A 25127-nucleotide genomic window follows, 5' to 3' on the forward strand; every position below is an offset into this window, starting at 1 on the left:
GGCTCCATTCCCGTATTCAACAAAAAAGCATCGACCGGCACATGGTGGCCAATCGATGCTTCTTCAGATGCTCCGGATTAGGAGAACACCGGCTCTTTAAACATGGCCAGCTTCTCTGCCGAATCCTTGCTCACGTCGGCATGCAGGCTGTTTCCGTGCGAATCCATCGTGACGATCGCGGCAAAGCCGTCAACCTCCAAATGCCACATCGCTTCCGGAATGCCAAACTCCATGAAATCCACGCCGTTTACTTTTTTGATGCATCTCGCATAATACTGGGCGGCCCCGCCAATCGCATTCAGATATACGCCGCCATGCTCCTGCAGGGCTTGAAGCGTCTTGGGACCCATGCCGCCCTTTCCGATGACCGCGCGAATGCCGAATTTTTTCAAAATATCGCCCTGGTAAGGTTCTTCTCGAATGCTCGTTGTCGGACCTGCCGCCTTGACATGCCATCCCTCTTCATCCTGCATCATAACCGGACCGCAGTGGTAAATGACGGACCCGTTCAGGTCGATAGGAGCATCGTGATCCATCAGATATTTATGAAGCGCATCCCGTCCGGTATGCATCTCGCCTCGGATCACCACCACATCCCCAACGCGCAGGGAACGAATTTGCTCCTCGCTGATTGGCGTCTGCAGCACCACTTCGCGGCCCTTGGGCTCACTTGGACCGGAGTCTTCGGCTTGGGAAACAGCCGTTTCGGAATTGGCGTTCATCTGCACCTGACTGCCTGCTTCATACAGCCATTCCGTGATTTCCCCCGTTTCCGGCTCAACCATTACGCCCTGACGGCGGAACGCCCAGCAGTTATAAGCAACCGATACAAAAAAGCTTGCCGGCAGACGGTTCATCGCACCGATTTTGCAGCCGAGCAGCGTGACTTCACCGCCAAAGCCCATCGTGCCGATCCCGAGCTTATTTGCATTTTCCAATATGTAATCTTCGAGCTTCGCCAAATCTTCATTCGGGTTCACATCTTCGACATGACGGAACAGCTGATGCTTCGCAAGCTCATAGCCTGTCGTCCGGTCGCCGCCGATGCCTACTCCGATAAATCCAGCGCTGCAGCCTTGGCCTTGAGCTTGGTACACGGCATGCATGATGCATTTGCGGATCCCGTCCAAATCACGGCCCGCTTTCCCGAGCCCTTCAAGCTCTGCAGGAAGACTGTACTGAATGTTTTTGTTCTCGCAGCCGCCCCCTTTCAGGATGAGACGGACGTCCACCTTATCCTGCTCCCACTGCTCGAAATGGATGACAGGCGTGCCAGGGCCGAGATTATCCCCGCTGTTAGCGCCAGTCAACGAATCCACCGAGTTTGGACGCAGCTTGCCATCCTTCGTGGCGCGAATCACCGCAGAGTAAATCGCCTTCTTCATCTCGATTTGGTTCGCACCCACCGGAGTATGTACGATGAATGTTGGCATGCCGGTATCCTGGCAGATCGGCGATACTTCCTGCTCGGCCATCTCAATATTTTGAGCGATCGTTGCCAGGGCCAGCCCCGCTCGCGTTGCCGCATCCTCAGATGCTCGGCCGCGGTTGACTGCTCTTCGCACATCTCCGGGCAAATTCGTGGAGGTTTCTACAATCAGTCGATACATACTCTCTTCAAATAATTTCATAACGTTGGTAAACTCCTCTCTTTCATAACCCAGACATGATAGCAAAATAAGAATCATTATAAACTGCCAATATTGTTATCATATCATATCATTTAGCACATGAAAGGGTTTACTTCAAAAAATGAAAGAGTAGAGAAAATGTGTTGATACTCCCCCTTTTATCGACCATACCCCCTCTATAAATCTCGCATATATTGGTTAAGAAAAGGAGGTGATTGCTATGATGAAAGCCTCAATCTCTCAGGTGGTCTTTCCAAGGCTTGCCCTGTTTAGAGACGAGTTCTACAATGGACGCCGGTTTATCGTGCGCGGCAATGTAGGCATCCGTAATCTCGAGCGTACCTTCGGCGACATTGAAAGCTTGAGATTCTTCTCGACCAGCTCCAATGCCACCCTGGTCCTGTTCTCGGAGCCGAATTTCCGAGGCGCATTCAGAGTATTCCGCGGAAACACCAACATCGCTGATCTCGGCGATATCATCGGCGGCGATGAAGAACCTGAATCCATCATCAGCTCCAACCGTCGGTTGACGCGCGCTCAGATCAGAACGATCCGGGAAACCGGCGTGCTTCCTTCCGGTTTCAGAAGCATCTGATTCACCTAAGCCAAGCCCCATAACCCCTCCTCTCACCCATGATAAAATAGCGGACATCCGGGCCGAAGCCCCGGATGTCCGCTCTGTTTTCCATGGATTATGTTGTAACGAACGGTTGTTAGCGAATGAAACGTCTTAGCCGTTAATTACTTCGCCGCCATTCACGTGAATGACTTGACCGCTTACGTAGGAGGAGTCCGTCGAAGCCAGATATACATAGGCTGGGGCCAGCTCTTCCGGTTGACCCGGACGTTTCATCGGCTGGGTCGCCCCAAACTCGGCCACCTGATCCGGCGGGAACGTTGAAGGAATCAGCGGCGTCCAGATCGGTCCCGGGGCAACGGCATTTACCCGGATCCCTTGACCGACAACGTTCATCGATAACGAGCGTGTAAAGGCAACGATGGCCCCCTTGGTTGAAGCGTAATCCAGCAGCTGCGGGCTTCCCCGGTAAGCCGTGATGGAGGTCGTATTAATAATCGAGCTACCCTTGGACAGATGCGGCATCGCCGCCTGCGTCAGATAGAACATACCGAAAATATTCGTACGGAAGGTCCGCTCCAATTGTTCTTTGGTAATATCCTCAATTTTCTTCTGCGGATGCTGTTCAGCTGCGTTGTTAACGAGAATATCGAGTTTTCCGAGCTTCTCCACGGTTTCGGTAACCGCATCGCGGCAAAAAGCATCATCGCCGACATCACCGGCAATCAGCAGGCATTTGCGGCCTTCCTGCTCCACCTGTCGCTTGGTCTCTTCCGCATCCTTATGCTCATTCAGGTACACAATGGATACGTCCGCGCCTTCCTTGGCGTAGTAGACCGCAACCGCACGGCCGATCCCGCTGTCGCCTCCGGTAATCAGCGCTACCTTTCCTTTTAGCTTACCGGCTGCCTTGTATTCGTTACTCTCAAACTCCGGCTTTGGGTGCATCTCCGATTCGGTTCCGGGTCTGTGATCCTGATGCTGGGGCGGCAAGGTTTGTTTCGGTTGATCTTGTGGCATATGAACATTTCTCCTTTCAGGTCAGTATCTCAAACTACCTCTCATAGGATGCGTTCGACGCGACTTCTTATTCTCATAAAAAGCCCTTCGCTATTGTTTTTACCCAGATTGTACGAGATCAAACGAAAGTGAAGCTCTTTTCGCCCAACAAAAAAGTCCCCAAAGCGGGGCCTTGCTCCGAAGTCCGTTCAGATCCTTGGCACGCCCCGGTCATTTAACAATTCTATAATGTCAAAAAAAAGCCGCCCGATAAACGGAACGACTTCTCTTTCGTATGTAGCTATTCTTAGATGATATGGTTGAATACCATGAAGAAGATCATAACCAAGAGCAGCAAGGCAAGAAGTGCGCTAAGCGTACCCAGCTTGCTTGTTTCTTCCTTCACTTCACGCTTCTCGCGGATCCCTGCAAGCGCATTCTTCAATGGCTTGCTCATGATGCCTCCAATAGCAAACATCGCCAGCAGCAATACCGTTACAATGATCATCCAAGGAACCGAATACTCGCCTTGGGACATCATGTATCCGCCAGTCAACAACTGAATAACTAAGCCGTACTGAGCAAAACGGTTCGCTACTCGAATCGTATTAACGGCTCCTTCTTGAGCGCCGAGGGACAGCTTCTGAATACCGCCAACAACAAACGGCAGAATCAAGTAGAATCCTAGCGCCGCCGTACCGACCATATGCAGAAAAAATGTCACGTTCCACATAAACAATTCCTCCAAAGTCGTTAGTGTGATTTTTATTACATTAAGTTCATCGTCTCTTATTATACTGGAGAGATCATCCAAAGAAAAGCAATCCCGCCCCGAATCACGGGACGGGATTGCATTATTAGACGATTTTGTGAATCCTGATTCAATTACAGGGTCACGACCGAGGTTACATTACGTACGGATTCCGCAGACTTATCGAGCGCCGCTTTCTCTTCGGCCGTCAGCTCCAGCTCGAAAATTCGCTCAATGCCGTCTCCGCCAAGAATGGCCGGTACGCCCATGAACAGATTGTCATAACCGTACTCGCCCTCCAGAAGAGCAATAACCGGAATGATTCGTTTTTTGTCCTTCAGAATCGCTTCCGTCATTTGTACGAGGGAAGCAGCCGGCGCATAGTATGCGCTGCCGTTACCCAGCAGGTTCACGATTTCACCGCCGCCAACCCGGGTACGCTGCACAATCGCTTCAATGCGCTCAGCCGGAATCAGCGTGTCGATCGGAATGCCGCCCACGCTGGAGTAGCGAACGAGCGGAACCATGTCGTCGCCATGGCCGCCAAGTACGAATCCGCGGACATCCTCAACGGATACGTTCAGCTCTTGCGCGATGAAGGTGCAATAGCGGGCCGTATCCAGTACGCCGGATTGGCCGATGACGCGGTTCTTGGGAAATCCGAGTGTGTTGTATGCCACATAGGTCATGGCATCCACCGGGTTGCTCAGAATGATGACCGTGGCGTTCGGTGCGTGACTCTTCACATTCTCGCATACGGATTTCACGATCCCTGCATTGGTATTCACGAGGTCATCGCGGCTCATGCCCGGCTTGCGGGCTACACCTGCTGTAATGATTACGATATCGGAATTAGCTGCATCCCCATAGTTGGATGTACCGACTATGTTGCTGTCAAATCCTTGAACGGGACTTGCTTCGAGCATATCCAGCGCTTTACCTTTTGTTGGGTTCTCGAGCTGCGGGATATCCAGCAGCACCACATCACCCAATTCTTTTTGAGCAAGCATCAGGGCGGTAGTCGCACCTGTGAAGCCAGCACCTACTACCGTAATCTTTTTACGAGTAATTGCCACGATGAATCTCCTCCTTACAGGTTTTTAATGATTTCGTCTGCGAACTCGGAGCATTTCACTTCCGTAGCGCCATCCATCAGGCGGGCGAAGTCATACGTTACGGTTTTGTTGTTGATGGATGTTTCCATGCCTTTGTAGATCAGGTCAGCCGCTTCCTGCCATCCGAGGTGCTCAAGCAGCATAACGCCGGAGAGGATAACGGAACCAGGGTTTACTACGTCTTTGTCTGCATATTTCGGAGCCGTACCATGAGTCGCTTCGAAAATTGCATGTCCTGTTACATAGTTGATGTTAGCACCCGGAGCGATACCGATACCGCCAACTTGTGCAGCCAACGCGTCAGACAGGTAGTCCCCGTTCAGGTTCAACGTCGCAATGACATCAAAGTCGGTTGGACGAGTCAGAACTTGCTGCAGCGCGATGTCGGCAATCGCATCTTTAACGATGATTTTGCCAGCTTCTTCAGCCGCTTTTTGAGCCGCATTAGCTGCATCTACGCCGTCTTTCTCCTTGATGATATCGTATTGAGCCCAAGTGAACACTTTATCGCCGAATTCAGCTTCAGCCACTTCGTAACCCCAGTTTTTGAAGGCACCTTCTGTAAATTTCATGATGTTGCCTTTGTGAACCAGTGTCACGGATTTGCGGCCATGCTTGATCGCATACTCAACCGCTGCACGTACAAGACGCTTGGAACCTTCGGAGGATACAGGCTTAATCCCGATACCGGACGTTTCAGGGAAGCGGATTTTGTTGGCGCCCATTTCGTCTTGAAGGAACTTGATCATTTTCTTCACTTCTTCGGAGCCTTCTTTATACTCAATACCTGCGTAGATGTCTTCCGTGTTCTCACGGAAAATAACCATGTCAACCAACTCAGGGCGTTTTACCGGAGACGGTACGCCGTTGAAGTAACGAACAGGGCGCAGGCAAGTGTACAGGTCCAGCTCTTGGCGAAGAGCAACGTTCAGGGAACGGATACCGCCGCCGATTGGCGTTGTAAGTGGTCCTTTGATAGCAACGATGTACTCGCGAATCGCTTCAAGCGTATCGTTCGGGAGCCATTCACCGTATGTATTGTATGCCTTCTCACCGGCAAATACTTCATACCAGGCAATTTTCTTGGAACCGTTATATGCTTTTTCTACTGCTGCATCCAGGACACGCTTGGAAGCTTTCCAGATGTCACGGCCTGTGCCGTCGCCTTCAATAAAAGGAATGACAGGGTTGTTAGGCACCTGCAGGGTTCCGTTATCAATCGTGATTTTCTCGCCTTCAGTTGGTAATGCGAATTTTTCCAATTTCATGAGTATGAGTTCCTCCTTCGAATATGGTTCTTGTCTCTGCCATTTCCAAAATGCTCGCGTGAATAGGCACAGAGAAACCCGCCACCCGCGATTCACTCACGTTTAAGCGGTTCTCTAGCCTATTGTACATGATTGCCAGCCACTTAGCGAAGTTCTATCGGCACATATTTTTGGTCAGTCATCCCTGTATACTCTGCGCGCGGGCGGATGATACGGTTGCCTTCATACTGCTCAAGAATATGCGCGGTCCATCCGGATACACGGCTGATGGCAAAAATCGGCGTAAACAGTTCATGCTCGATGCCGAGCTGCGTATAGACCGATGCGGAATAGAAATCAACGTTCGGCTTCAGTCCTTTTTGGTTGGTAACCGTTTCGTCGATCAGCACCGACATGTCGTACAGCGTGGTGTCGCCTTTCATTTCACCAAGCTCGCGCGACATTTTTTGGAGATGCTTCGCGCGCGGATCGCCGTTTTTGTATACGCGGTGTCCAAAGCCCATTATTTTTTCACGGTTGTCCAGCTTCTCCTGAATGTAAGCCTGGGCCCGATCAATCGAACCGACTTCGTTCAGCATCTTCATGACGGCTTCATTCGCGCCGCCGTGCAGAGGACCTTTAAGCGCGCCAATAGCGGAAGTAACACCGGAATATATGTCGGACAGCGTGGCTACGGTTACACGAGCAGCAAACGTGGATGCGTTAAGCTCGTGATCCGCGTGCAAAACCAGTGCCTGGTCCAGAGCCTTGATTGAAGTCTGATCAGGATCTTCGCCTCTGAGCATATACAGGAAATTCTCCGCGATGGAGACGCTGGCTTTCGGAGCCACCGGCTCTTTGCCCTGACGAACACGGGCGATGGCAGCAATGATCGTTGGAAGCTGAGCTTGAAGTTTAACCGCTTTCTTCTCATTCGATTCACGGCTCATATCGTCGCCTTCGGCGTCATACAGAGCAAGCGCGGATACAGCCGAGCGAAGCGCAGCCATCGTATTGGTATCCTTCGGATACAATTTGATCTGCTGGATAAGCTCACCCGGAATGGCAGCATAGTCGCTCAAATCTTGTTGAAGGGACTTAAGCTCTTCGGCATTCGGAAGCTTTCCGAACCAGAGCAGATAGGCTACCTCTTCAAAACTTGCATGTTCTGCGAGATCGTCAATATCATATCCACGGTAAGTCAGAACGCCATCGACGATCGAACTAATCGCGGAGGTGGTAGCTACAATGCCTTCCAAACCCTTGGTAGCTGTCATGCAACATCTCTCCTTTATGATCGGGATAAACTGAACTATTTTGACATTCATGAAAACATTTTCATGAAGTCGGATAAAAAAGAAAAACGCGAAAAAAATTGCTATGGTCCTAGTCACAAACCTTCTCATATCATACTGGATTTTGTCTGATATGTGAACATGAGCAGCGACATTCGCCGCATCAAATTGTTTTATCGACACCATAAACATTTTTTTGAAATCACTTACAATTCCATTATACCTGTGATAATTCTCATTGTCGAATCATGAAGACAAGCGTTTTCCAACTCTTTATCCTTATATTGAATCTCCTTGCATACTTATAGGAATGAGCGTTTCTGCTCGTCCCTGAAGTGCTGCAAAGGAGTGTGATTGTTTGGAACGATTGATGCTCAAGCGTTTTGGCCGGGGAGTGTGGGTGCTGTCTTCCATCTTCGTGATTGCCTATTTGATATATGTACTGCTGCCGCTGCTTTACCCCTTCCTTCTGGCCTGGATCATCGCTTATGCCATGAATCCTTGCGTCCGCCTGCTTCAGCGGAGTTTGAAGCTGCCGCGGTGGCTCGCTGTCATGTTGTCCCTGCTGCTGTATTTCGGAGCGGCCCTGCTGATTCTCACGGCAGCTGTCACGAGACTGGTCAAGGAGCTGATCATCCTGTCGCAGTCCTTCAATCTTCATATTGATGCCTGGATGGAATGGCTGACCGCCTGGACCCAGAATGATAGCTTCCAGAATATTATCAATGAGATTAGCCGGTTCTATCAGAACAACCCGAATTATCACGATACCATCAATCAGAACATTACCCGCACGACGCAAACGATTGGCACGGCCGTGACCGACCTCGTTACCGGTATTTTTAACGGAATTCTGCAAATTATTTATTACCTGCCCAACTTGGGCACGATTCTCATTGTTGTTTTACTGTCCACGTTCTTTCTCAGCAACAGCTGGGAGCGCCATAATCGCGCACTTATCCGCATCCTGCCCGACGTCATTCGCAAACCCATGATCTATATTTTCACGGATCTAAAAAAAGCGTTGTTCGGATTCGCGAGGGCACAGCTGATTCTGATCTCCATCACGGCCCTGATCGTCATGATCACGCTTTATGCGCTCGGGGTCGATTCCGCCTTCTCCATCGGTCTTCTGATCGGCTTGGTGGATCTTCTCCCCTACTTGGGCGTCGGCATCGTCCTGATCCCCTGGTCGCTGTATGCCTTTATGTCGGGCGACCTGACGCTTGGCATCGGACTAACCGTCCTGTACAGCATCATCCTGATCGTCAGACAGATTATGGAGCCCAAGGTGCTCGCCAGCAGTGTGGGACTGGACCCGCTCGCCGCCCTGCTGGGCATGTTCGTCGGGCTCAAGCTGTTCGGCATTCTGGGACTGATTATAGGTCCAGTGTCGCTTGTCATCCTGGATGCCTTTCACCGGGCCCACGTATTCAAGGACCTAAGGAATTATATTATCGGAGGCAGATTCAGATAGCAGTAAGACGAAGCAAGTTTGACTCGTCATAGAGGTATAGTGATGGGATTATCATAGGATTGATAAGGTACTTCATGATCATTACCGATTTCTGTTATTTCCTCGTGCTCCATAAATAAATAGACCGGCCCATGATGGGCCGGTCTTATGGGTGATTCTGCTTGTATTATCTGCGAAAGATCGTAATCTTGCCGTTTTTCATATTTTTCTTCATCCATTTCAACAGCAATATCCGATACAGCGGGCGAGTCAGCGGAAATATCAGCGTAAATCCGATCATGTCAGTTACAAAGCCCGGCAGAATAAGTAGCACTCCACCCGCAAATATACATAGGCCATCGGCCATGGAAGCACCCGGAACCATGCCTGAGTTCATTCTCTGCTTGGCATCTTCCATCGCTTTGCGACCTTCGAACCTCATCATGGCCACGCCAACCGCAGAGGTCAGCAGTGTCAATAGCAAGGTATTCATGCCGCCCACGCGATCCGCAACAAACTGAAAGCCGAATATTTCAATAGCAGGCACGAAGATCATCGCTGCCAGCAACCATTTGAACATGAAGCTACTCCTTCCTCCCCCAAAGGGTGTCCCTCAATGCATCATACAGCTTTGGCGCGCATTTATCCAGTCGGGCGGGCTTCCACTCTCTATTCAGCCATACATGATGGGTCGCGCCGGCCGTTAACAAGGCACCGGGAAGCTCGGATTCGGGAGACAGATCCATCGCCTCCAAATCTGCCTGCTCCTGTTCGCTCAGCAACCGGACCTCATATTCATAGTGTATTCGAAGCGGGGAGAAAGCAGTCATTCTGGTAAATACCGTTACAAGATCATCATACCTCGCAGGCTGGCGGTACTTGATATCAAGATCAACCACCGGGAGGAGGACACCTTCTTCTTCCATTCCGCGATACGTAAATCCCATTTCACGGATCATTTGGGTACGCCCGATCTCGAACCAGTTTAAATAATTCGCGTGGTATACGACACCCATTTGATCGCTTTCCTGGTAACGCACCCGAAATGACGTCCAGAACCAGCGGCTTAGTGTCGGTACGGATGGTTTAGGCATCAATATCACCCCTTATCTATGCAAAAAGCAATGGTCGACAGAATCATCGTCCATTGCTTATATGCTGCTATATTCAGAATCCAACGGATTCTTGACGGTTGAATTACTTCTCCTGTGGAATTTGATCCACTTTCAGGAGGTTGGTCGAACCGGAACGGCCCAGTGGCACGCCTGCTGTAATGACAACAAGATCGCCTTCTTTCACGAGTCCGGACTTCACGCCGCCTTGCAGCGCGTAATCAAACATCTCGTCCGTAGAAGAAGCCTGCTCGCCTTTAACCGGCGTTACGCCCCAAGTCAGTGCCAAACGTCTCAATGTTCTGTCTTGAGTCGTGACGGCGACGATAGGAGCCTCTGGACGGTATTTGGATACCATGCGAGCCGTTTGACCGGATTCCGTGGACGAAATGATGGCTTTGGCATTCAGGTCAAGTGCCGAGATCGCAACGGATTGGCTGATTGCTTCGGTAACGCTGGTATCTTGAGCAATACGCTGCTTCAAGAACATTTCACGGTAGTTCAGCGCGGATTCCGCTTTCTCTGCGATACGGGACATAGTCAATACGGATTCTACAGGGTATTTACCTGCAGCCGTTTCGCCGGACAGCATGATGGCATCGGTACCGTCAAAAATCGCATTGGCAACGTCACTTGCTTCCGCACGGGTAGGACGTGGGTTGCGCTGCATGGAATCCAGCATTTGCGTAGCCGTAATGACCGGTTTTCCAGCCAGGTTACATTTTTCGATCATGCGTTTTTGAACCAATGGAACTTCCTCTGCCGGAATCTCTACGCCCAGGTCGCCACGGGCTACCATCAAACCGTCGGATACTTCGAGGATTTCATCCAGGTTGTCAACGCCCTGCTGGTTCTCGATTTTGGAGATGATTTGGATGTGCTCGCCATTATGCTTCTTCAGCAATTCGCGAATTTCCAGCACGTCACTTGCTTTACGAACGAAGGAAGCGGCAATAAAATCGATGCCCTGTTCGATCCCGAAAATGATATCGTTGGCGTCTTTTTCCGTAATGCCTGGGAGAGAAATCGCGACTCCCGGTACGTTCACACCTTTTTTGCTCTTAATGGTTCCGCCATTGACGATGCGGCATCTGATTTCGGTGCCTTGAATCTCCACCACGGTCAGACCGATCAGACCGTCATCGATCAAGATCGTGGATCCGACTTGAACATCTTGCGGCAACTCTTTATAAGTAATGGACAAACGATTCTTATCACCAAGGATTTCCTCGGTAGTAAGGGTGATATATTCATCTTGTACAAGCTCAATCGGTTCCACTTCAAGTTTACCTGTACGGATTTCCGGTCCTTTGGTGTCAAGCAGGATCGCTACCGTTTTGTTCAACTCCTCGCAAGCTTGGCGGATGTTCTTGATCCGGTTGCCATGCTCCTCGAAGTCGCCGTGAGAGAAGTTCAGACGAGCCACGTTCATGCCGGCCATAATGAGCTTCTTGGTGTTTTCCAACGATTCACTGGAAGGACCGATGGTACATACAATTTTTGTTTTGCGCATTTGGGTTTCCTCCGTTTATTCAAGGGTTCTCTATATCTCTTTTTCCAACAACTAAATCTACTACAAAAAGTCTAATTTGTATAGGAACTTTGTCATATCGTCACATACTCATCAGAACTTTTACATAATCACGTCTTCCTGTTCCGCCTTCGCAAAATCGAATTCGCCGATCTTGCGGAATTTGCGGTACCGGTCTTCCTTCAGCTCGCAGGCATCCATAACGGATAGTTCTTTCAGCTGGCTGATCAGTGCGCTTTGAATCGCGGCGGCTGTCTCTTCATAGTTTCGGTGCGCACCGCCCTTAGGCTCCGGTATAATTTCCTCAATGACTTCCATCTCGAGCAGGTCCTTAGCGGTGATCTTCATGGCTTCCGCAGCCTGATCCGCTTTGGATGCGTCCTTCCACAGAATGGATGCGGCGCCGTTCGGTGAAATGGCAGAGTAGATCGCATGCTCAAGCATCAGGACACGATTGCCTACAGCCATCGCAAGAGCACCGCCGCTTCCACCTTCGCCGATGACCACACAAACAATAGGCACCCCAAGGGACGACATTTCCCGTAGATTACGGGCAATCGCCTCGGACTGACCTCTTTCTTCTGCTGTATTACCCGGATATGCGCCTTTTGTATCAATAAACGTGATAATAGGACGCTTGAACTTGTTCGCCTGCTGCATAAGCCGCAGGGCTTTACGGAAGCCTTCCGGATGCGGACTTCCGAAGAATCGCGCGATATTGTCCTTCGTATCCTTACCGCGCTGCTGACCGAGCACCGTGACGGGAACACCGTCAAGTTTGGCCAAGCCGCCGACAACGGCAAGATCGTCCCCGTAGAGACGATCTCCATGCAGCTCGATAAAATCCGTAAAGATCAGCTGGATCAAATCAAGCGACGTCGGTCGCTGCTGATGACGGGCCAGATGCATTTTCTGGGAAGGCGAAATCGAAGAATAGATTTCTTCCTCCAAGCGACTATATCGTTCTTCCAGGCGGGCGATTTCATCCGTGAAATCGATCCCTTTTTCCTGTCCGAATTGTTTCAATTCATCGATCTTCTTGCGCATTTCGGCAAGTGGCATTTCAAAAGGCAATTCGCCTGACATCAGAATCCCCCTTTCACGGTATGCATCTCCAGCAGCTTACCAAGCATGGAGCGCATATCTTTCCGATGAATAACCATGTCAAGCTGACCATGCGCCAAGTTGAACTCCGCTGTCTGGAAATCATCCGGCAGCTTCTGGCGAATGGTCTGTTCAATAACGATACGGCCCGCAAAACCGAATACGGCTCCCGGCTCGGCAATATTGATATCGCCAAGCGTCGCAAAGCTGGCGGATACACCGCCGGTCGTCGGATCCGTTATCACTGAAATATAGAGCCCGCCGAGCTCGTTAAACCTGGACAGGGCTGCGCTTGTTTTGGCCATCTGCATCAAACTGAGAATGCTCTCCTGCATCCGGGCGCCGCCAGAGGTAGAGAAAATAATGAGCGGTAAACGCTTGTCCGTCGCAAACTCGATCGCTCGGGTGATTTTTTCCCCGACGACGGAGCCCATGCTTCCCGTGAAGAAATCAAAACTCATCACGGCCACCACAACAGGCTGGCCGAGAATCGACCCTTGACCGGTAATAACCGCATCATGAAGACCGGATTTCATCTTCTGCTGCTCGAGCTTGGCCGCATATCCCGGAAACTTGAGCGGATCCACCGAGATCATATCCGCATCAAACTCTTCAAAGCCTGTCTCATCCAGCGTCATGGCAATCCGTTCTACCGCGTTCAGGCGCATATGATGTCCGCATTCCTGACACACTTTCAGATTCTTCTCAAGCTCTTTGCTGTATTGAATGGTGCCGCACTTAGCACACTTATTCATCAGACCTTCCGGAATTTCCCGTTTCGGGCGTTCGCCTTCCTGAGGCTGCCCTGCCGTCCCAAGTCGTTCCGATGGGATCGTTGCGTATTTTCTTTTTTTCTGAAACAAGTCTTTAAACACAACTACACCTCTCCAGCCGTAAATTTGAATGGCCGCTGCAATAGCACATCGCCGATCCGTACGCTAAGCTTCGCTATGTAACCCAGATGAAACTAGGGGTGCAATATCGAATTCAACACTTCCTGTACTTCCTCAAGCTCTCCGGAGGGTACCAAAATCTCAAACTGCTGTTTGGAAAGATTCACAGGACGGCTTTGAACCAAAAAACCTTCTTCCGTTAGCCTGGTCTTGATCATTTCCGCCACCTTTGCAGTTGGCGCAATATAGATTACCGTCCACATGCCTTTCAGATCCCCCTAATCTCGTCCCACAGGCATATCCTGAGCCGATATAATGGATAATGATAACATACTTCAGTTTTTACCTCAACAAAGAGAGCAGGGGGCTGAAAGCCAAATCTATACCCTCAGGCAGCGATTCGACACCGCTCGCGCAAATCAGTCAGAACCCGCGGCATAATGCGCCGCATCAGGATTGTTATGCGCGATGCGCGAGGAAGCGGCAGCGGCGATGCCTGCAACGAGATCATCCAGAAACACATGAATCCCGTCCGTTTTTTCATTTAATATCTCAATCACGCCAATTTTTTCTTTATCCAGGTAGCCGAAGCTGGTCAGTCCTATCATGCCATAAATGCTCGTGACACCGAGCGCCATGGTCTCATCCACTCCGTAAAGCGGTTCGTCTTGCTCCATAATCGATTGCAGCGGCTCCGGCAGCAGTCTCTTCTCGGCCAGCTCATCCAGCGCAATGCCTGTATACAGTGTATACTGCACTTCGCGCTTGCCGAGCACGGCCCGTACGCTTTCTTCACACTGCTCGATGGTTAACTTCGGATGATAACGCTGTTGAAGCTTCAATACAATATCCGCGATGGAGCTTACGCTGACTCCTCTGCGGATGAGCATGCTTTCTGCCAAGTCCATTGACATCACAAATCCCCCCCGCGTCTTTGGCCGCGCTCTTTCAATCCTTCTCTATCATGAAAGAGCCTTCTTCATGCTAGTACTCGGCCAACATTACCTGTAGTGTCCTAATTGTATGCGGGAGGGATGCGAAACGTTCTTAAATTTTCATGTTACTTCACTTTAACGGTGTCCTTGCCCAGCATGCTTTCCATTTCGGCAAAAAGCTCTGTGGAAGGCTTGATTCGATAGGCTTCGCTAAGCGCAAGCACCTTCTGGCTCCGCTCATAAAACAGCACCGTTGGCACATGCCCCGGATGCTGCTGCAGGAGCTCTTTCAGCTTCACCAGCAGCTCCGATTGCTCCGCATCGGCCGTTATTTTCACAAACACACGCTGCTCAGCCTTATGATTCGATACGACGGTACGAGATTCCTTCTCGGGCGATAGGCTGTCACCCGACGCTTCGTTTCGAATAGAGGTCGAATCCTGTCCACTCCGGGCGGCAGGCGGCTCCGGAGTCGGGACTGCCGATGGATTACCGGCCAAAACCGGCTGGATGCCGGCTGCACCCGATTTACCACTACGGCCGTTATTATCTCCGCCGGATCTTCCTCTGCCGCCCGCTGTTCCCCGAACCTTGCTCCGGTGAACCAGTTGACTCAAGGTTTGCGGCTCAAGCGGCGCGATTTCCTCGGCCAGCAGCTTGAAGCCTTCGTCCTGCAGCTGAACCTTCGCCCGGATCGCCAGCAGCGCGCCTTTCTCAATCAGATGCGCGCTTCGCTTCCATACTTCAGGAAAAAGAACGACCTCACAGCGCTCAATTTGATCCTCGCACTCCATGAAGGCCATCGCCTTTCCCTGTTTCGTCGTAATGGTCTTCAGTGTAACCACCATCCCGGCAACCGTTGCCATTGACTCATCTTCCGCTTCATGGAGATCCATTAACCGATCAGCTCCGGACTCCGTCAGCGTATCTTCGAAGCCGTCCAGCGGATGGCCGGACAAATACATGCCCAGCAGTTCGCGTTCGAATTCGAGCTGCTGACTTGCGGTATACGGCGGGATGTCCGGATATTCGATGTCCCAATTCGTGGTTTCCACGAAGTCGAAGAGCTGAATCTGGAGATCATCCCGTTCCTTTCTCCACTTCACGGCCGCTTCGACCGTTTCGTCCAGCATGGCAACCAGCTGGGAACGGTGTCCCTGCAAGGAATCAAAAGCCCCTGCCTGGATAAGCGACTCGATCACGCGCTTGTTGCATACGCGGAGGTCCACCCGGCGGCAAAAATCGAGCAGGCTTTCAAACGGCTTTTCACGCCTGATCTCGACGATATTCTCCACCGCCTGCGTGCCTACGTTCTTGATCGCGGCTAGCCCGAATCGGATTCCGCCTCCGGCGGGACGTTGGTCTTCATCATCACCGCCCTGGACAGCAGAACCGCTCATGACGGGCGTAAAATACGTTCCGCTTTCGTTGACGTCCGGCGGCATGACCTCGATGTCGAGGCGCCGTGCCTCCAGCACGTATTCGGCCACCTTCCGGTGGCTGCCCATAACGGCAGTCAGCATGGAGGCCATAAACGGAACCGGATAGTGCGCCTTAAGATAAGCCGTCTGGAAGGCCAGCACGCCGTAAGCGGCGGCATGCGCACGGGGAAATCCGTAGTTCGCGAACCGGACGATCATATCGTACACGCGGTTGGCCTCATCCTCGCTATAACCGAGCTTGAGACTGCCCGAAACGAAATGGCTCCGCTCCCGGTCCAGCACTTCGCGCTTCTTCTTCGACACCGCTCTTCGCAGCAAATCCGCTTCCCCGAGCGAGAAGCCCGCCATCGTCGAAGCGATCTGCATGATCTGCTCCTGATAGACGATAATGCCGTACGTATCGCCTAGTATCGGGATCAGGTCCGAATGGGGATACTCCGGCTCGATCCGGCCGTGCTTGGCTTGAATGAACTTCGGAATAAACTCCATGGGACCCGGACGGTACAAGGCATTCACGGATACGATATCCTCAAACACCGAAGGTTTCAGATCCTTCAGCACCCGCCGGATGCCCGCGGATTCGAGCTGAAATACCCCCGTGGTATCGCCGCGCCCCAGCATCTCATACGTCAGATGATCGTCATCCGGCACTTGTTCGAAATCGAGTGTTCTGCCCGTCAATTCTTGAATCCATCTCAGCGTGCGCTCTATGATGGACAACGTCCGCAGACCCAAAAAATCCATCTTGAGCAGGCCCACGCTCTCCAGATTCTCCATGGAATACTGCGTCAGCGCCGTCTTCTCGCTGCCTTCCTGCAGCGGAACCGCATCCGTCAGCGGATCGCGGGAAATGACAATGCCTGCTGCATGGGTCGAAGCATGACGGGGCATGCCCTCAACCTTCATCGCCATATCGATCAGCTCGCGCACCTTCGGCTTCGTCTCGTACTGCTCCTTCAGCTGCGGGCTTTGCTCCATCGCTCCCGCGATGCTGATGCCCAGATGGTTAGGGATCAGCTTGGCCGCCTTGTCCACATCCCCGAACGGCACATTCAGCGCACGTCCAACATCACGGACGGCCGCCCTTGCCGCCATCGTACCGAACGTAATAATCTGGGCGACATGCTCTTTCCCGTATTTATCCACCACATAATCAATGACCTCTTCCCGGCGCTCGTCACTGAAGTCGATATCAATATCCGGCATCGTAATCCGCTCCGGATTCAGGAAGCGTTCAAACAACAATTTATATTTCATCGGGTCCACATTCGTAATCTGAAGAGTGTAGGCCACCAGGCTGCCCGCCGATGAACCCCGGCCCGGTCCAACCGCGATGCCTTGCCGGTGGGCGTAGGCGATAAAGTCCCATACGATCAGGAAATAATCGCTAAAGCCCATGTTCTCGATGACGCCAAGCTCATAGTTCAGTCGCTGCTCCAGCTCGCTGCGCTCTGCTTCATCCTGCCACCTCTCCGTATTCCCGTAACGCTCTTGCAGACCGTTCAAGCAGAGCTCCCGCAAGTATTCGGCTGCATTCCTCCCTTCCGGGAGCGAGCTGTATTCCGGCAAAATCGATTTGCCGAATTCCAGCTCCAGATTGCATTGGTCCGCAATCTTAGCCGTATTCAATATAGCTTCAGGCACATGGGGGTACAATCGCTCCATGTCGCTGCCGCTCTTCAAATAGAGCTGGTTCGTCTGGATCTGCAGCCTGTCTTCATCTTCAACTGTCTTTCCCGTGCCGATGCAGATCAGGACGTCCTGAACCTCGGCATCGCTCTCGGTCAGATAATGCACATCGTTGGTCGCTACCAGCGGAATGCCGGTCTCGCGGCTTAGCTGAATCAGCTGGGGATTCACGCGCTTCTGCTCCGGAATTCCGTGATCCTGCAGCTCCAGATAGTAATCTTCTCCAAAAATCGCCTGATAACGAAGCGCGGCAGCTTTCGCTTCCGCTTCGCGTCCATGAAGCAGATGCTGGGGAACCTCGCCGCCCAAGCAAGCGCTGAGACATATGATGCCTTCATGATGGGCGGCCAGCGCCTCCATATCGATTCGGGGTCTGTAATGGTACCCCTCCAAATGCCCGATCGAGCACAGCTTCATCAAATTGCGATAGCCGGTCTCATTCTTGGCAAGCAGAATCAAATGATAGATCGGCTGATCCTTGCGGCTTCCCCGCTCCTTGCGGGAGCCTGCCGTGATATAGGCCTCGCAGCCGATAATCGGTTTGATGCCTTGCGCCAGGCAGGCTTTATAGAACGGAATGGCACCATACATCACGCCATGATCCGTCAGGGCCAGCGATTTCATGCCAAGCGCCGCCGCTTCCCGCACCAGGTCACCGATACGTGCCGCTCCATCGAGCAAACTGTAATCACTATGCACGTGCAAATGCACGAAAGAGCTCATCGTAACGCCTTCCTTTCGCCGGTACATGTATATTTGAAATCCATCCAGAAATATCTGAAAAAGTCTTTATACCATTTTATCATAATCCCGCTAGGCCCGCCCATAGAATGAAACTAGGGAATACGTGGACAGGCGTTTGCCATAACATCCACCGAGAGTAGAGAGTAGAAAGGAGACATGAGGGCATGAGCGTTTTTTTATCCAAAGCGATCCTGGACTTTTTTATAGCCTTCGGCATCGTGCTGGGGGGAGCCATGGTAGGAGGCGTGGGCGCCGTGCTGTCCTTGCAGCCCCCGACCCTGACCATGGTTGAAGTGGCCGACCGGATTAAGATATGGGCGCTTGCGGCCGCGATCGGGGGCACCATTGATCCAATGCGAGTCATTGAAAGCAACGTGCTTGACGGGAATTTATCCCCTGCCATCAAGCAGGTTTTATATCTGGGTTTTGCATTTCTTGGAGCACATATGGGCAGCGAGCTGGTCAAATGGGTGTGCTTCAGCCGGAGCTGAATGATGCGCGTACCTCCAGCCCACCGCTTCCGCCCCTTCTATCAGGTCGCATCCATCTTCGTGCTGGGGATGGTTGTCGGCAGCATCGTCTACAATTCGGTTTATCATGCAGCCTACAATAAATTATGGTTAACGAATCAGGAGCAGCAGCTCAAAATAACGCAATATGAAGAAGATATCGATTCGTTAAAAAAATACAATAAACAATCCACGGTCATCAAGGAAATCAAGATCCGCAGCGAACAAAACGACAAATTGCCGCTGGATCCCGTCATCATCAAAGAGCTCGTCAGGCTTATGAGCGATGATCTGGCAGCCCTTCGCGGCCGCAACGTGTTTGATATCGACGCAGACAGCAAGCTGACGCGCTCACTCCTCAGCGACAAAATCTATACGGTCCGCGAGAAAGATTACAAGGTCCAAATCAAGACTATGCTCGTCATGGAAGGCGTGCTGCAAATCTGGGTTAGCGTTGATCATGTGGATGCAAAGTCAACCGGATCATGATACAATACATACTATTGTAAATGATCGAATCTAACATGCTTTTAGAGATTGTTCAAAAAGTCATACTTTAGATCACGAAGCAGCACATGAACACATCCCTTTAGCCACATTGCGAGCATGTTACCGAATATGAAGGAGCCTTCCATTCATGATAACTGTCATCCACTATGTCCTGTACATCATTCTCGTTCTGTCCGTGGTCGCGGCGGCGCTCTATAGCATTCGCGCCCGGCGTGTAGCCGATCCCGCTGACCGCGGCATCTATATGTCCATGATGAACCTCTGTATGGGCATTATGCTGGTTTCCCTATCGCTGGTCTGCATGTTTCTGTTCAGCGGCTCCACGCCGGCTGTCATAGTAGAAGCCGTGTTCTTGGTGCTTGGCGCATTTAATATATTTGCCGGCATAAGAAGCCGCACCTATTACAGCAGACTGAAGAATTCGCGGACGGCCAGCTAAGTCAAATTGAACGGAACAGGGGCATCCCGCAAGGTCCATGAAGACCTGCGGGATGCCCCTTTATTTGTCCGGAGTTTAACGTTAGCCGTGATCGATCGCCTGCATCGTCATGACCGCTTTTGCAATCAGGTTTGTCTGATGCTGGATCTCGATCTCCATCTTGCAGGTACGGCGGCTGATCTCCAGCAATTTTGGCATAATGACGATCGGATCCTCGATCTGCACGGGCCGGATAAAATACGTCGACAGATGATCCAGTACATGATCCCAGCCGCTAATATCCTTGGCCGCTTTAACCGCAGCTTGGCTCATGACGGTCGTGAGCACCCCTTGCGAAATCGTTCCAAGTTCTGAAGCCATTTGGGGCGTGATAAAACCGTGAAAGAACAAACGCCCTTCCTCATCCCGATCCTCTGCAATCCCATTCCAGATCAGCTGATCAAACGTCTCGCCGAGCTGAGGCTGGTTTCGCGCATCCCGCAGTGCCCCTAACACTTCTTTACGAGTAACCGTTGCAAGCAGCTTGCGGTTCCGGTCCACAATCGGAAGAAAATCGATCCCTTCCCACATCATAATCTGCGCCGCAGATGCGAGCGACGTTTTCATGCTTGCCGTTACCGGATTGCGGGTCATCGCTTTCTCGATCGGCTGAGTTTCGGCGAGCCCTTCCACATCCCGAACCCCGACGATGCCGATGACCCGGTTCCATTCGTCTGTTACCGGATACCGGATTTGCCCGGTCGCCTGTGAAATCCGTTTGAATTCCTGAACGGTGACGGAGTTTTTCAACTGGTGATTCTTCGGCTTATCATGAGCGATATCCTCCACCAGCATAATTTTCTTCTTGATTAATCGGTCAAAAATGGCACGGTTAATCATGGAGGCGACGGTAAACGTGTCATGCCTGGACGATATAATGGGCAGATGCAGCTGGTCTGCCAGCTGTTTCACTTCCCGGCTGGTTCCGAAACCGCCCGTAATCAACACGCCCGCCCCCTGCTCGAGTGCCAGGGAATGGGCATCTTCGCGGTTACCGACAATCATGAGGCTTCCGGCATCGATATATCGAATCATCGCCTCCACCTTCATGGCGCCAATCACATATTTATGCAGGCTTTTATTAAGCCCTTCCGCACCGCCAAGCACATGCCCTTCCACAATTTCAACGACATCGGCAAACGTAAGCTGCTCGGATATGTTACGCGGCTTCCGTTCCACACGAACCGTGCCGATCCGTTCCTTCGTGACCACGATGCCCAGGCTTTCCGCTTCCTTTACCGCCCGATAAGCGGTTCCCTCGCTGACGCCCATCTCTTTGGCTAACCGTCGTACCGAGATTTTACTTCCAACCTTCAAACTTTCAATATGCTGAACCAATTGCTCGTGTTTGGTAATCGTATCATCTCGAACGTCCAACTGTTACACCCCCAGAACACTATCTGTACCATACTGTATCTATTATATCACGTCCTATGAAGCTCCCATACCCGTCAGACACAAAAAACCTCCCCTGAAGGTTAACGGATGGGCGATCCCACCGTATCCCTTAAAGGAGGTTTTTGTTCATCACAGCGCTCGCTGTGATCCAACGCTTAATTGGCTTCTTGACTCTTCTGTTCCTCAGGCCATTTCAGTTCCCATTGACGCAATTTCTCCTTGCGGATCTCATCGAGCGCTTTCTGTTTCGCTTCATCTACACCGATAAGGTAATAGAGATGCGAACCGATCACGAGCAGGGCAAATCCTGCCCAGACTGCACCGAACAGCGAAACCCATGAGAACCCGCCAGAGAAAGAAATGCTGGGAAGGGCGTATATCAACATGCCGAGTGCAACCAATAAGTAAGCGGTGTGTTTAAACTTGTTCTTCTTTTTTTTCATTGTAAACGCAGCTCCTCTACTCTCTGAAATCTATATTTCTACTCTATGAGGAGCTTGCGCAATTTATGAGACAAGTTTTTAAAAATGTACCTAATTTGTGTTGAAGTTTATTGTCCGCAGCCCTAAAAAGGGAACGTCTAGGGTTGGGCTGGACCATACAGATGCTGAAGACTATCCGATATAATCTTGTTCACATCTTCGATTATGACACTCAGACGGCGCTCAGCGTCGAACAAACGGCGGATGTTCAGGTTCAGGCTCAGCACCTCAAACTGCTTCTCCATCTTCTCCATTTCGTCCTGTGCCGGCATATCGCCGGACATCATGCGCTGTTGAAGTTCCATCTGGCGCTGCCGGAAATCATCCAGCATGCGTCTGCTCTCCGGATCTGCATCCACGAGTTTCATAGCAGAGGTAATTTCTTCTACCTCCTTGCTTTCCTTCATCGCTTTTGCCAAATCATGTGCCTTGTCATAAATGTTCATTCGTAATTCCTCCAATATGCTCGGCTTAAACGCCGTATTTGAATTCGCCTCTCGCCTTAATCCTTACTCCATCAAAATTCTTATCTCCACAGTATGGTCAGCATGGATTGGAACAATCCGATCACTCCGCCCAGCAGCACCCCAAGCCAGGTGATGGCCCTGAATTCGCGGCCGGACACACTCAGGATGATCTCTTCCAGCCGCTCAATCGGGAACTTCTCCACCTGCTCCTGAACGAGCTGCGGTAAGTTTACAGCCTTCATGGCCGCCGGGATACTTCGCTCAAGGAAGCCCAGCCCCTTATCGAGCAGTCCAGGCAGAGCTGCTTCGATGGCAGCCATTCGCGGTCCAATCAGCTCGCCTACGCGAAGAGACTCGATTTGCTTAATCCACTTGGACCAAGGAAGCTTGTCATCCAATGTGCGGGAGACCCAAGCGAGGCCCGGCTCACCAGCGGCATGTTCGATGAAATTCCCGAGCGGCATTTCACCGTAATACGACAGCTTTCCTGAGATAATATCCGTGATGGTCTTGCGGACCTTCTCACTCTCCAACTGCTGAATCAGCATGGGCGTCAGCTTCTGGACCAGCTTATCCTCATCCACAAAGATCGAAGCCATCGTCCCCAGAAATCCGCCTGCCTTATCGATGAGTGAAGAAGCCACATCCGATAGCATAAGCTGCCCCTTCGCGGACAACAGCGTGCTCCTCAGCTCCTTCAGCACAATATCGGCGGCAGCCCCGCTCCAGCCCTGAATCGTTTCCTCGGACCAACCGGGAACAAGCTCCTTCAGCGGTTTTGCCTCCAATCCGTATCCGTGCCATACTGCTGCGGCACCCCGGGCTGTGAACTGGCGGGCCGATTGTTCGGCACGGACCTTCAATTGCTCCCACTGTTCGGAGCTCCATACCTTTAGCGCCAAGTCTCCGAAGCTCAGCTCCGACTGGCTCCATTCCTCCAGCTTCCGATAGAGGCTGTCCTCTATCTTACCCCGAAACACCGGCTTTCGAATAAGCTCCTGCAATCCCTCGCTTGTCACCAGGTAATCCGAGACCACACGTCCCAACGACTCGGCTATTTCGTCCTTGCGCTTTGGAATGAGCCCTGGCGTGAAGGGTACGCGGCGGCCCAGGATGATTTTTTCTTCACGGGGATGAAACAGCATTTTTATTGCAAAGTGGTTCGTTATGCCGCCAACAAAAGCAGCAACACACACGTTCACCAAAATAAACAGCCAGTTCTGCATTTTCAGCACTCCTTTTTCCCGAGCAGTACAATCACCAAGGGATATATGTCCTCATATGATGCATTACATGCAATGATCAGATGAAGTCTTTTGTCTGTTCACTTAAGTATCCAGTTGTTGTCGGAAGGAGATCCATCATGCGCAAATCCAAGATCAAATCCAACACCAAATCCAAGATATCGACTCAATTAATCCGCTCAGCCCAGCTTTCGGATAACGATATCAAGCTTGGTGACCGGCTCATCAGACAGCTCCGTATCCCGACAGATTCAAAGGTACAGCTTGCCTTTGGCTCCTTCAAGCAGGAAGTCCGCGTTATCTCAGGAGGAAAATCGAACTCGCTGGCCTTAAACCCTTCGGTATTCAGCCATTCGGGACTTCTTCCTCGAACCGTCATGAATGTCAAATATTATCCAACGGAAAGAACGCTGAAGCTCGGTCCGCTTATCGGGATCATGGTCAGCCGATATCAACCGGATGAACCTGATAAACCTTTCGGATCAATCTCAGCTTTCTGCCTGGAAATGGTCAACGCGGCCAAAAAACAGGGCGCATATGTATATTTTTTCACACCTGACATGATCGGTTCGAACCCGTCAACACTTGAAGCCATTGCTTATGACGCGGGATGGAAAAAGCTCAGCGTTCCAGCTCCGGACGTCATTAATAACCGGCTGTCTACCCGCAAACTGGAGAATAGTCCTAGCGTACAGCATTTTATGAGAGAAGTAAAATCGCGATTCGGCACCCAAATCTTTAACGAGAAATTTCTCGATAAATCGGATGTCTTCGAGGCACTCGGGCCTGATGTGAAACTTCAGAAATATTTGCCCGAATCCTATTTGCTCAGCGGTTATCCGACGCTCAAAAAAATGTGCGCCACTTATCGGACGGTCTTCCTGAAACCGGTGCGGGGTAGTCTGGGAAAAGGGATCATCCGGATATCCCGCCAAGAGAACGGCAAATATCAAACGATGACCACCTCTCTTGAAGGAAGCAAGAAGAATACCTACTCCTCACTTCCAAAGCTGTTCAGCAGCTTATCTGGGAAAATAAAAAAAACGCGTTATCAAATTCAGCAAGGGCTGGATTTGATCCGCATCAACCGGCGAAACGTTGATTTTCGCGCGCTTGTTCATAAAGACAAGAATGGAAAGTGGGCAGTGACTTCGGTCGTGGCCCGTATTGCCGGCGGAAACCACTTTGTTTCCAATCTTGCCAGAGGCGGTACGCTATCTTCCGTCAAAGACGCGCTTGCCATGAGCAGTATCCCGTTAACCTCCAGACAAACGGCCCCCGCCCGAATGAATCAAGCGGCGCTCGATATTGCTCATGGACTGGAGGCTGCCATTCCCTATCATTTCGGGGAGCTCGGCATTGACTTGGCAATTGATACGGCTGGCCGCATTTGGCTCCTGGAGGTCAACTCCAAGCCGTCCAAAGGTGAAAATGCACCGCTGAATGCCGACTCCAAAGTAAGACCGTCAGCCGTGCGGCTCGTTCAGTACTGTCAATACTTGACAGGGTTCTAAAAAA

The 25127-nt window shown here is 51.3% G+C and carries 24 protein-coding genes; 6 read left to right on the forward strand and 18 right to left on the reverse strand.

Features of this window, described 5'->3' with window-relative positions; all coding sequences use genetic code 11:
- Positions 1–77: 77 nt before the first annotated feature.
- Entirely contained in the window at positions 78–1631 is a 1554-nt protein-coding gene (locus M4D81_RS21995; protein ID WP_260068058.1) for a fumarate hydratase, read from the reverse strand.
- Between the two features lie 220 nt (positions 1632–1851).
- Here M4D81_RS21995 and M4D81_RS22000 point away from each other — a divergent pair, with 220 nt between their 5' ends.
- Positions 1852–2226 carry a hypothetical protein gene (locus tag M4D81_RS22000; protein WP_397376770.1) on the forward strand — a complete coding sequence of 125 codons (375 nt, stop codon included), beginning with the start codon at positions 1852–1854 and terminating at the stop codon, positions 2224–2226.
- Positions 2227–2361: 135 nt separating this feature from the next.
- On the opposite strand, the gene M4D81_RS22005 is transcribed toward M4D81_RS22000, so the two are convergent.
- The 5 genes from M4D81_RS22005 to citZ all read right to left on the reverse strand — a co-directional run bounded on the left by M4D81_RS22005 (position 2362) and on the right by citZ (position 7597).
- Complete coding sequence (locus tag M4D81_RS22005) at positions 2362–3228, reverse strand: SDR family oxidoreductase (protein ID WP_113057491.1); 867 nt, start codon at positions 3226–3228, stop codon at positions 2362–2364.
- Positions 3229–3514: 286 nt separating this feature from the next.
- Complete coding sequence (locus tag M4D81_RS22010) at positions 3515–3940, reverse strand: hypothetical protein (RefSeq protein ID WP_009595065.1); 426 nt, start codon at positions 3938–3940, stop codon at positions 3515–3517.
- A 152-nt stretch (positions 3941–4092) separates the two neighbouring features.
- On the reverse strand, positions 4093–5034 hold the full coding sequence (gene mdh / locus M4D81_RS22015; protein WP_071218071.1) for a malate dehydrogenase: 942 nt from the start codon (positions 5032–5034) through the stop codon (positions 4093–4095).
- Positions 5035–5048: 14 nt separating this feature from the next.
- Positions 5049–6341, reverse strand: coding sequence for an NADP-dependent isocitrate dehydrogenase (gene icd, locus M4D81_RS22020; RefSeq protein ID WP_260068059.1), 1293 nt, complete (start codon positions 6339–6341; stop codon positions 5049–5051).
- A 143-nt stretch (positions 6342–6484) separates the two neighbouring features.
- On the reverse strand, positions 6485–7597 hold the full coding sequence (citZ, locus tag M4D81_RS22025; RefSeq protein ID WP_260068060.1) for a citrate synthase: 1113 nt from the start codon (positions 7595–7597) through the stop codon (positions 6485–6487).
- 376 nt (positions 7598–7973) lie between these two features.
- On the opposite strand from citZ, the gene ytvI reads away from it, so the two are divergent.
- Positions 7974–9092, forward strand: a complete 1119-nt coding sequence (ytvI, locus tag M4D81_RS22030; protein WP_071218068.1) for a sporulation integral membrane protein YtvI — start codon at positions 7974–7976, stop codon at positions 9090–9092.
- 166 nt (positions 9093–9258) lie between these two features.
- On the opposite strand, the gene M4D81_RS22035 is transcribed toward ytvI, so the two are convergent.
- The 8 genes from M4D81_RS22035 to M4D81_RS22070 all read right to left on the reverse strand — a co-directional run bounded on the left by M4D81_RS22035 (position 9259) and on the right by M4D81_RS22070 (position 18500).
- Entirely contained in the window at positions 9259–9651 is a 393-nt protein-coding gene (locus M4D81_RS22035; RefSeq protein WP_071218067.1) for an FxsA family protein, read from the reverse strand.
- A 4-nt stretch (positions 9652–9655) separates the two neighbouring features.
- The gene (locus M4D81_RS22040; protein ID WP_260068061.1) at positions 9656–10165 is read right to left on the reverse strand and encodes an acyl-CoA thioesterase; all 510 of its coding nucleotides are present in this window, start codon (positions 10163–10165) and stop codon (positions 9656–9658) included.
- Positions 10166–10268: 103 nt separating this feature from the next.
- Complete coding sequence (gene pyk, locus M4D81_RS22045; protein ID WP_071218065.1) at positions 10269–11696, reverse strand: pyruvate kinase; 1428 nt, start codon at positions 11694–11696, stop codon at positions 10269–10271.
- 120 nt (positions 11697–11816) lie between these two features.
- Positions 11817–12800 carry an acetyl-CoA carboxylase carboxyltransferase subunit alpha gene (locus M4D81_RS22050; RefSeq protein WP_071218064.1) on the reverse strand — a complete coding sequence of 328 codons (984 nt, stop codon included), beginning with the start codon at positions 12798–12800 and terminating at the stop codon, positions 11817–11819.
- The gene (gene accD, locus M4D81_RS22055) at positions 12800–13693 is read right to left on the reverse strand and encodes an acetyl-CoA carboxylase, carboxyltransferase subunit beta (RefSeq protein WP_071218063.1); all 894 of its coding nucleotides are present in this window, start codon (positions 13691–13693) and stop codon (positions 12800–12802) included. Before accD ends, M4D81_RS22050 begins: the two co-directional genes overlap by 1 nt.
- A 92-nt stretch (positions 13694–13785) precedes the next feature.
- The gene (locus M4D81_RS22060; RefSeq protein WP_006212044.1) at positions 13786–13974 is read right to left on the reverse strand and encodes a hypothetical protein; all 189 of its coding nucleotides are present in this window, start codon (positions 13972–13974) and stop codon (positions 13786–13788) included.
- Positions 13975–14130: 156 nt separating this feature from the next.
- Positions 14131–14625, reverse strand: a complete 495-nt coding sequence (locus tag M4D81_RS22065; RefSeq protein WP_260068062.1) for a phosphatidylglycerophosphatase A family protein — start codon at positions 14623–14625, stop codon at positions 14131–14133.
- Positions 14626–14771: 146 nt separating this feature from the next.
- Positions 14772–18500 carry a DNA polymerase III subunit alpha gene (locus tag M4D81_RS22070; protein WP_260068063.1) on the reverse strand — a complete coding sequence of 1243 codons (3729 nt, stop codon included), beginning with the start codon at positions 18498–18500 and terminating at the stop codon, positions 14772–14774.
- A 185-nt stretch (positions 18501–18685) separates the two neighbouring features.
- On the opposite strand from M4D81_RS22070, the gene M4D81_RS22075 reads away from it, so the two are divergent.
- The 3 genes from M4D81_RS22075 to M4D81_RS22085 all read left to right on the forward strand — a co-directional run bounded on the left by M4D81_RS22075 (position 18686) and on the right by M4D81_RS22085 (position 19979).
- A complete protein-coding gene (locus M4D81_RS22075; protein WP_071218060.1) occupies positions 18686–19012 on the forward strand; it encodes a YtrH family sporulation protein in 327 nt (108 codons plus the stop codon).
- A gap of 3 nt (positions 19013–19015) precedes the next feature.
- Positions 19016–19519 (forward strand): sporulation membrane protein YtrI, encoded by a 504-nt coding sequence (locus tag M4D81_RS22080; RefSeq protein ID WP_071218059.1) that lies wholly within the window; start codon positions 19016–19018, stop codon positions 19517–19519.
- A gap of 148 nt (positions 19520–19667) precedes the next feature.
- Positions 19668–19979 carry a YtpI family protein gene (locus M4D81_RS22085; RefSeq protein ID WP_260068064.1) on the forward strand — a complete coding sequence of 104 codons (312 nt, stop codon included), beginning with the start codon at positions 19668–19670 and terminating at the stop codon, positions 19977–19979.
- A gap of 81 nt (positions 19980–20060) precedes the next feature.
- Here the strand turns inward: M4D81_RS22085 and M4D81_RS22090 are convergent, their stop codons facing one another.
- The 4 genes from M4D81_RS22090 to M4D81_RS22105 all read right to left on the reverse strand — a co-directional run bounded on the left by M4D81_RS22090 (position 20061) and on the right by M4D81_RS22105 (position 23591).
- Complete coding sequence (locus M4D81_RS22090; RefSeq protein ID WP_071218057.1) at positions 20061–21395, reverse strand: DRTGG domain-containing protein; 1335 nt, start codon at positions 21393–21395, stop codon at positions 20061–20063.
- A gap of 176 nt (positions 21396–21571) precedes the next feature.
- Positions 21572–21859 carry a hypothetical protein gene (locus M4D81_RS22095; RefSeq protein WP_076324342.1) on the reverse strand — a complete coding sequence of 96 codons (288 nt, stop codon included), beginning with the start codon at positions 21857–21859 and terminating at the stop codon, positions 21572–21574.
- Between the two features lie 137 nt (positions 21860–21996).
- Positions 21997–22344 carry a YlbF/YmcA family competence regulator gene (locus M4D81_RS22100; protein ID WP_071218055.1) on the reverse strand — a complete coding sequence of 116 codons (348 nt, stop codon included), beginning with the start codon at positions 22342–22344 and terminating at the stop codon, positions 21997–21999.
- Between the two features lie 80 nt (positions 22345–22424).
- Positions 22425–23591 carry a DUF445 domain-containing protein gene (locus M4D81_RS22105; protein WP_260068065.1) on the reverse strand — a complete coding sequence of 389 codons (1167 nt, stop codon included), beginning with the start codon at positions 23589–23591 and terminating at the stop codon, positions 22425–22427.
- A 137-nt stretch (positions 23592–23728) separates the two neighbouring features.
- On the opposite strand from M4D81_RS22105, the gene M4D81_RS22110 reads away from it, so the two are divergent.
- Positions 23729–25123 (forward strand): YheC/YheD family endospore coat-associated protein, encoded by a 1395-nt coding sequence (locus tag M4D81_RS22110; RefSeq protein WP_071218053.1) that lies wholly within the window; start codon positions 23729–23731, stop codon positions 25121–25123.
- The last annotated feature ends 4 nt before the right edge of the window (positions 25124–25127 follow it).

Source organism: Paenibacillus sp. p3-SID867, from assembly GCF_025142895.1.
GTDB lineage: Bacteria > Bacillota > Bacilli > Paenibacillales > Paenibacillaceae > Paenibacillus_AQ.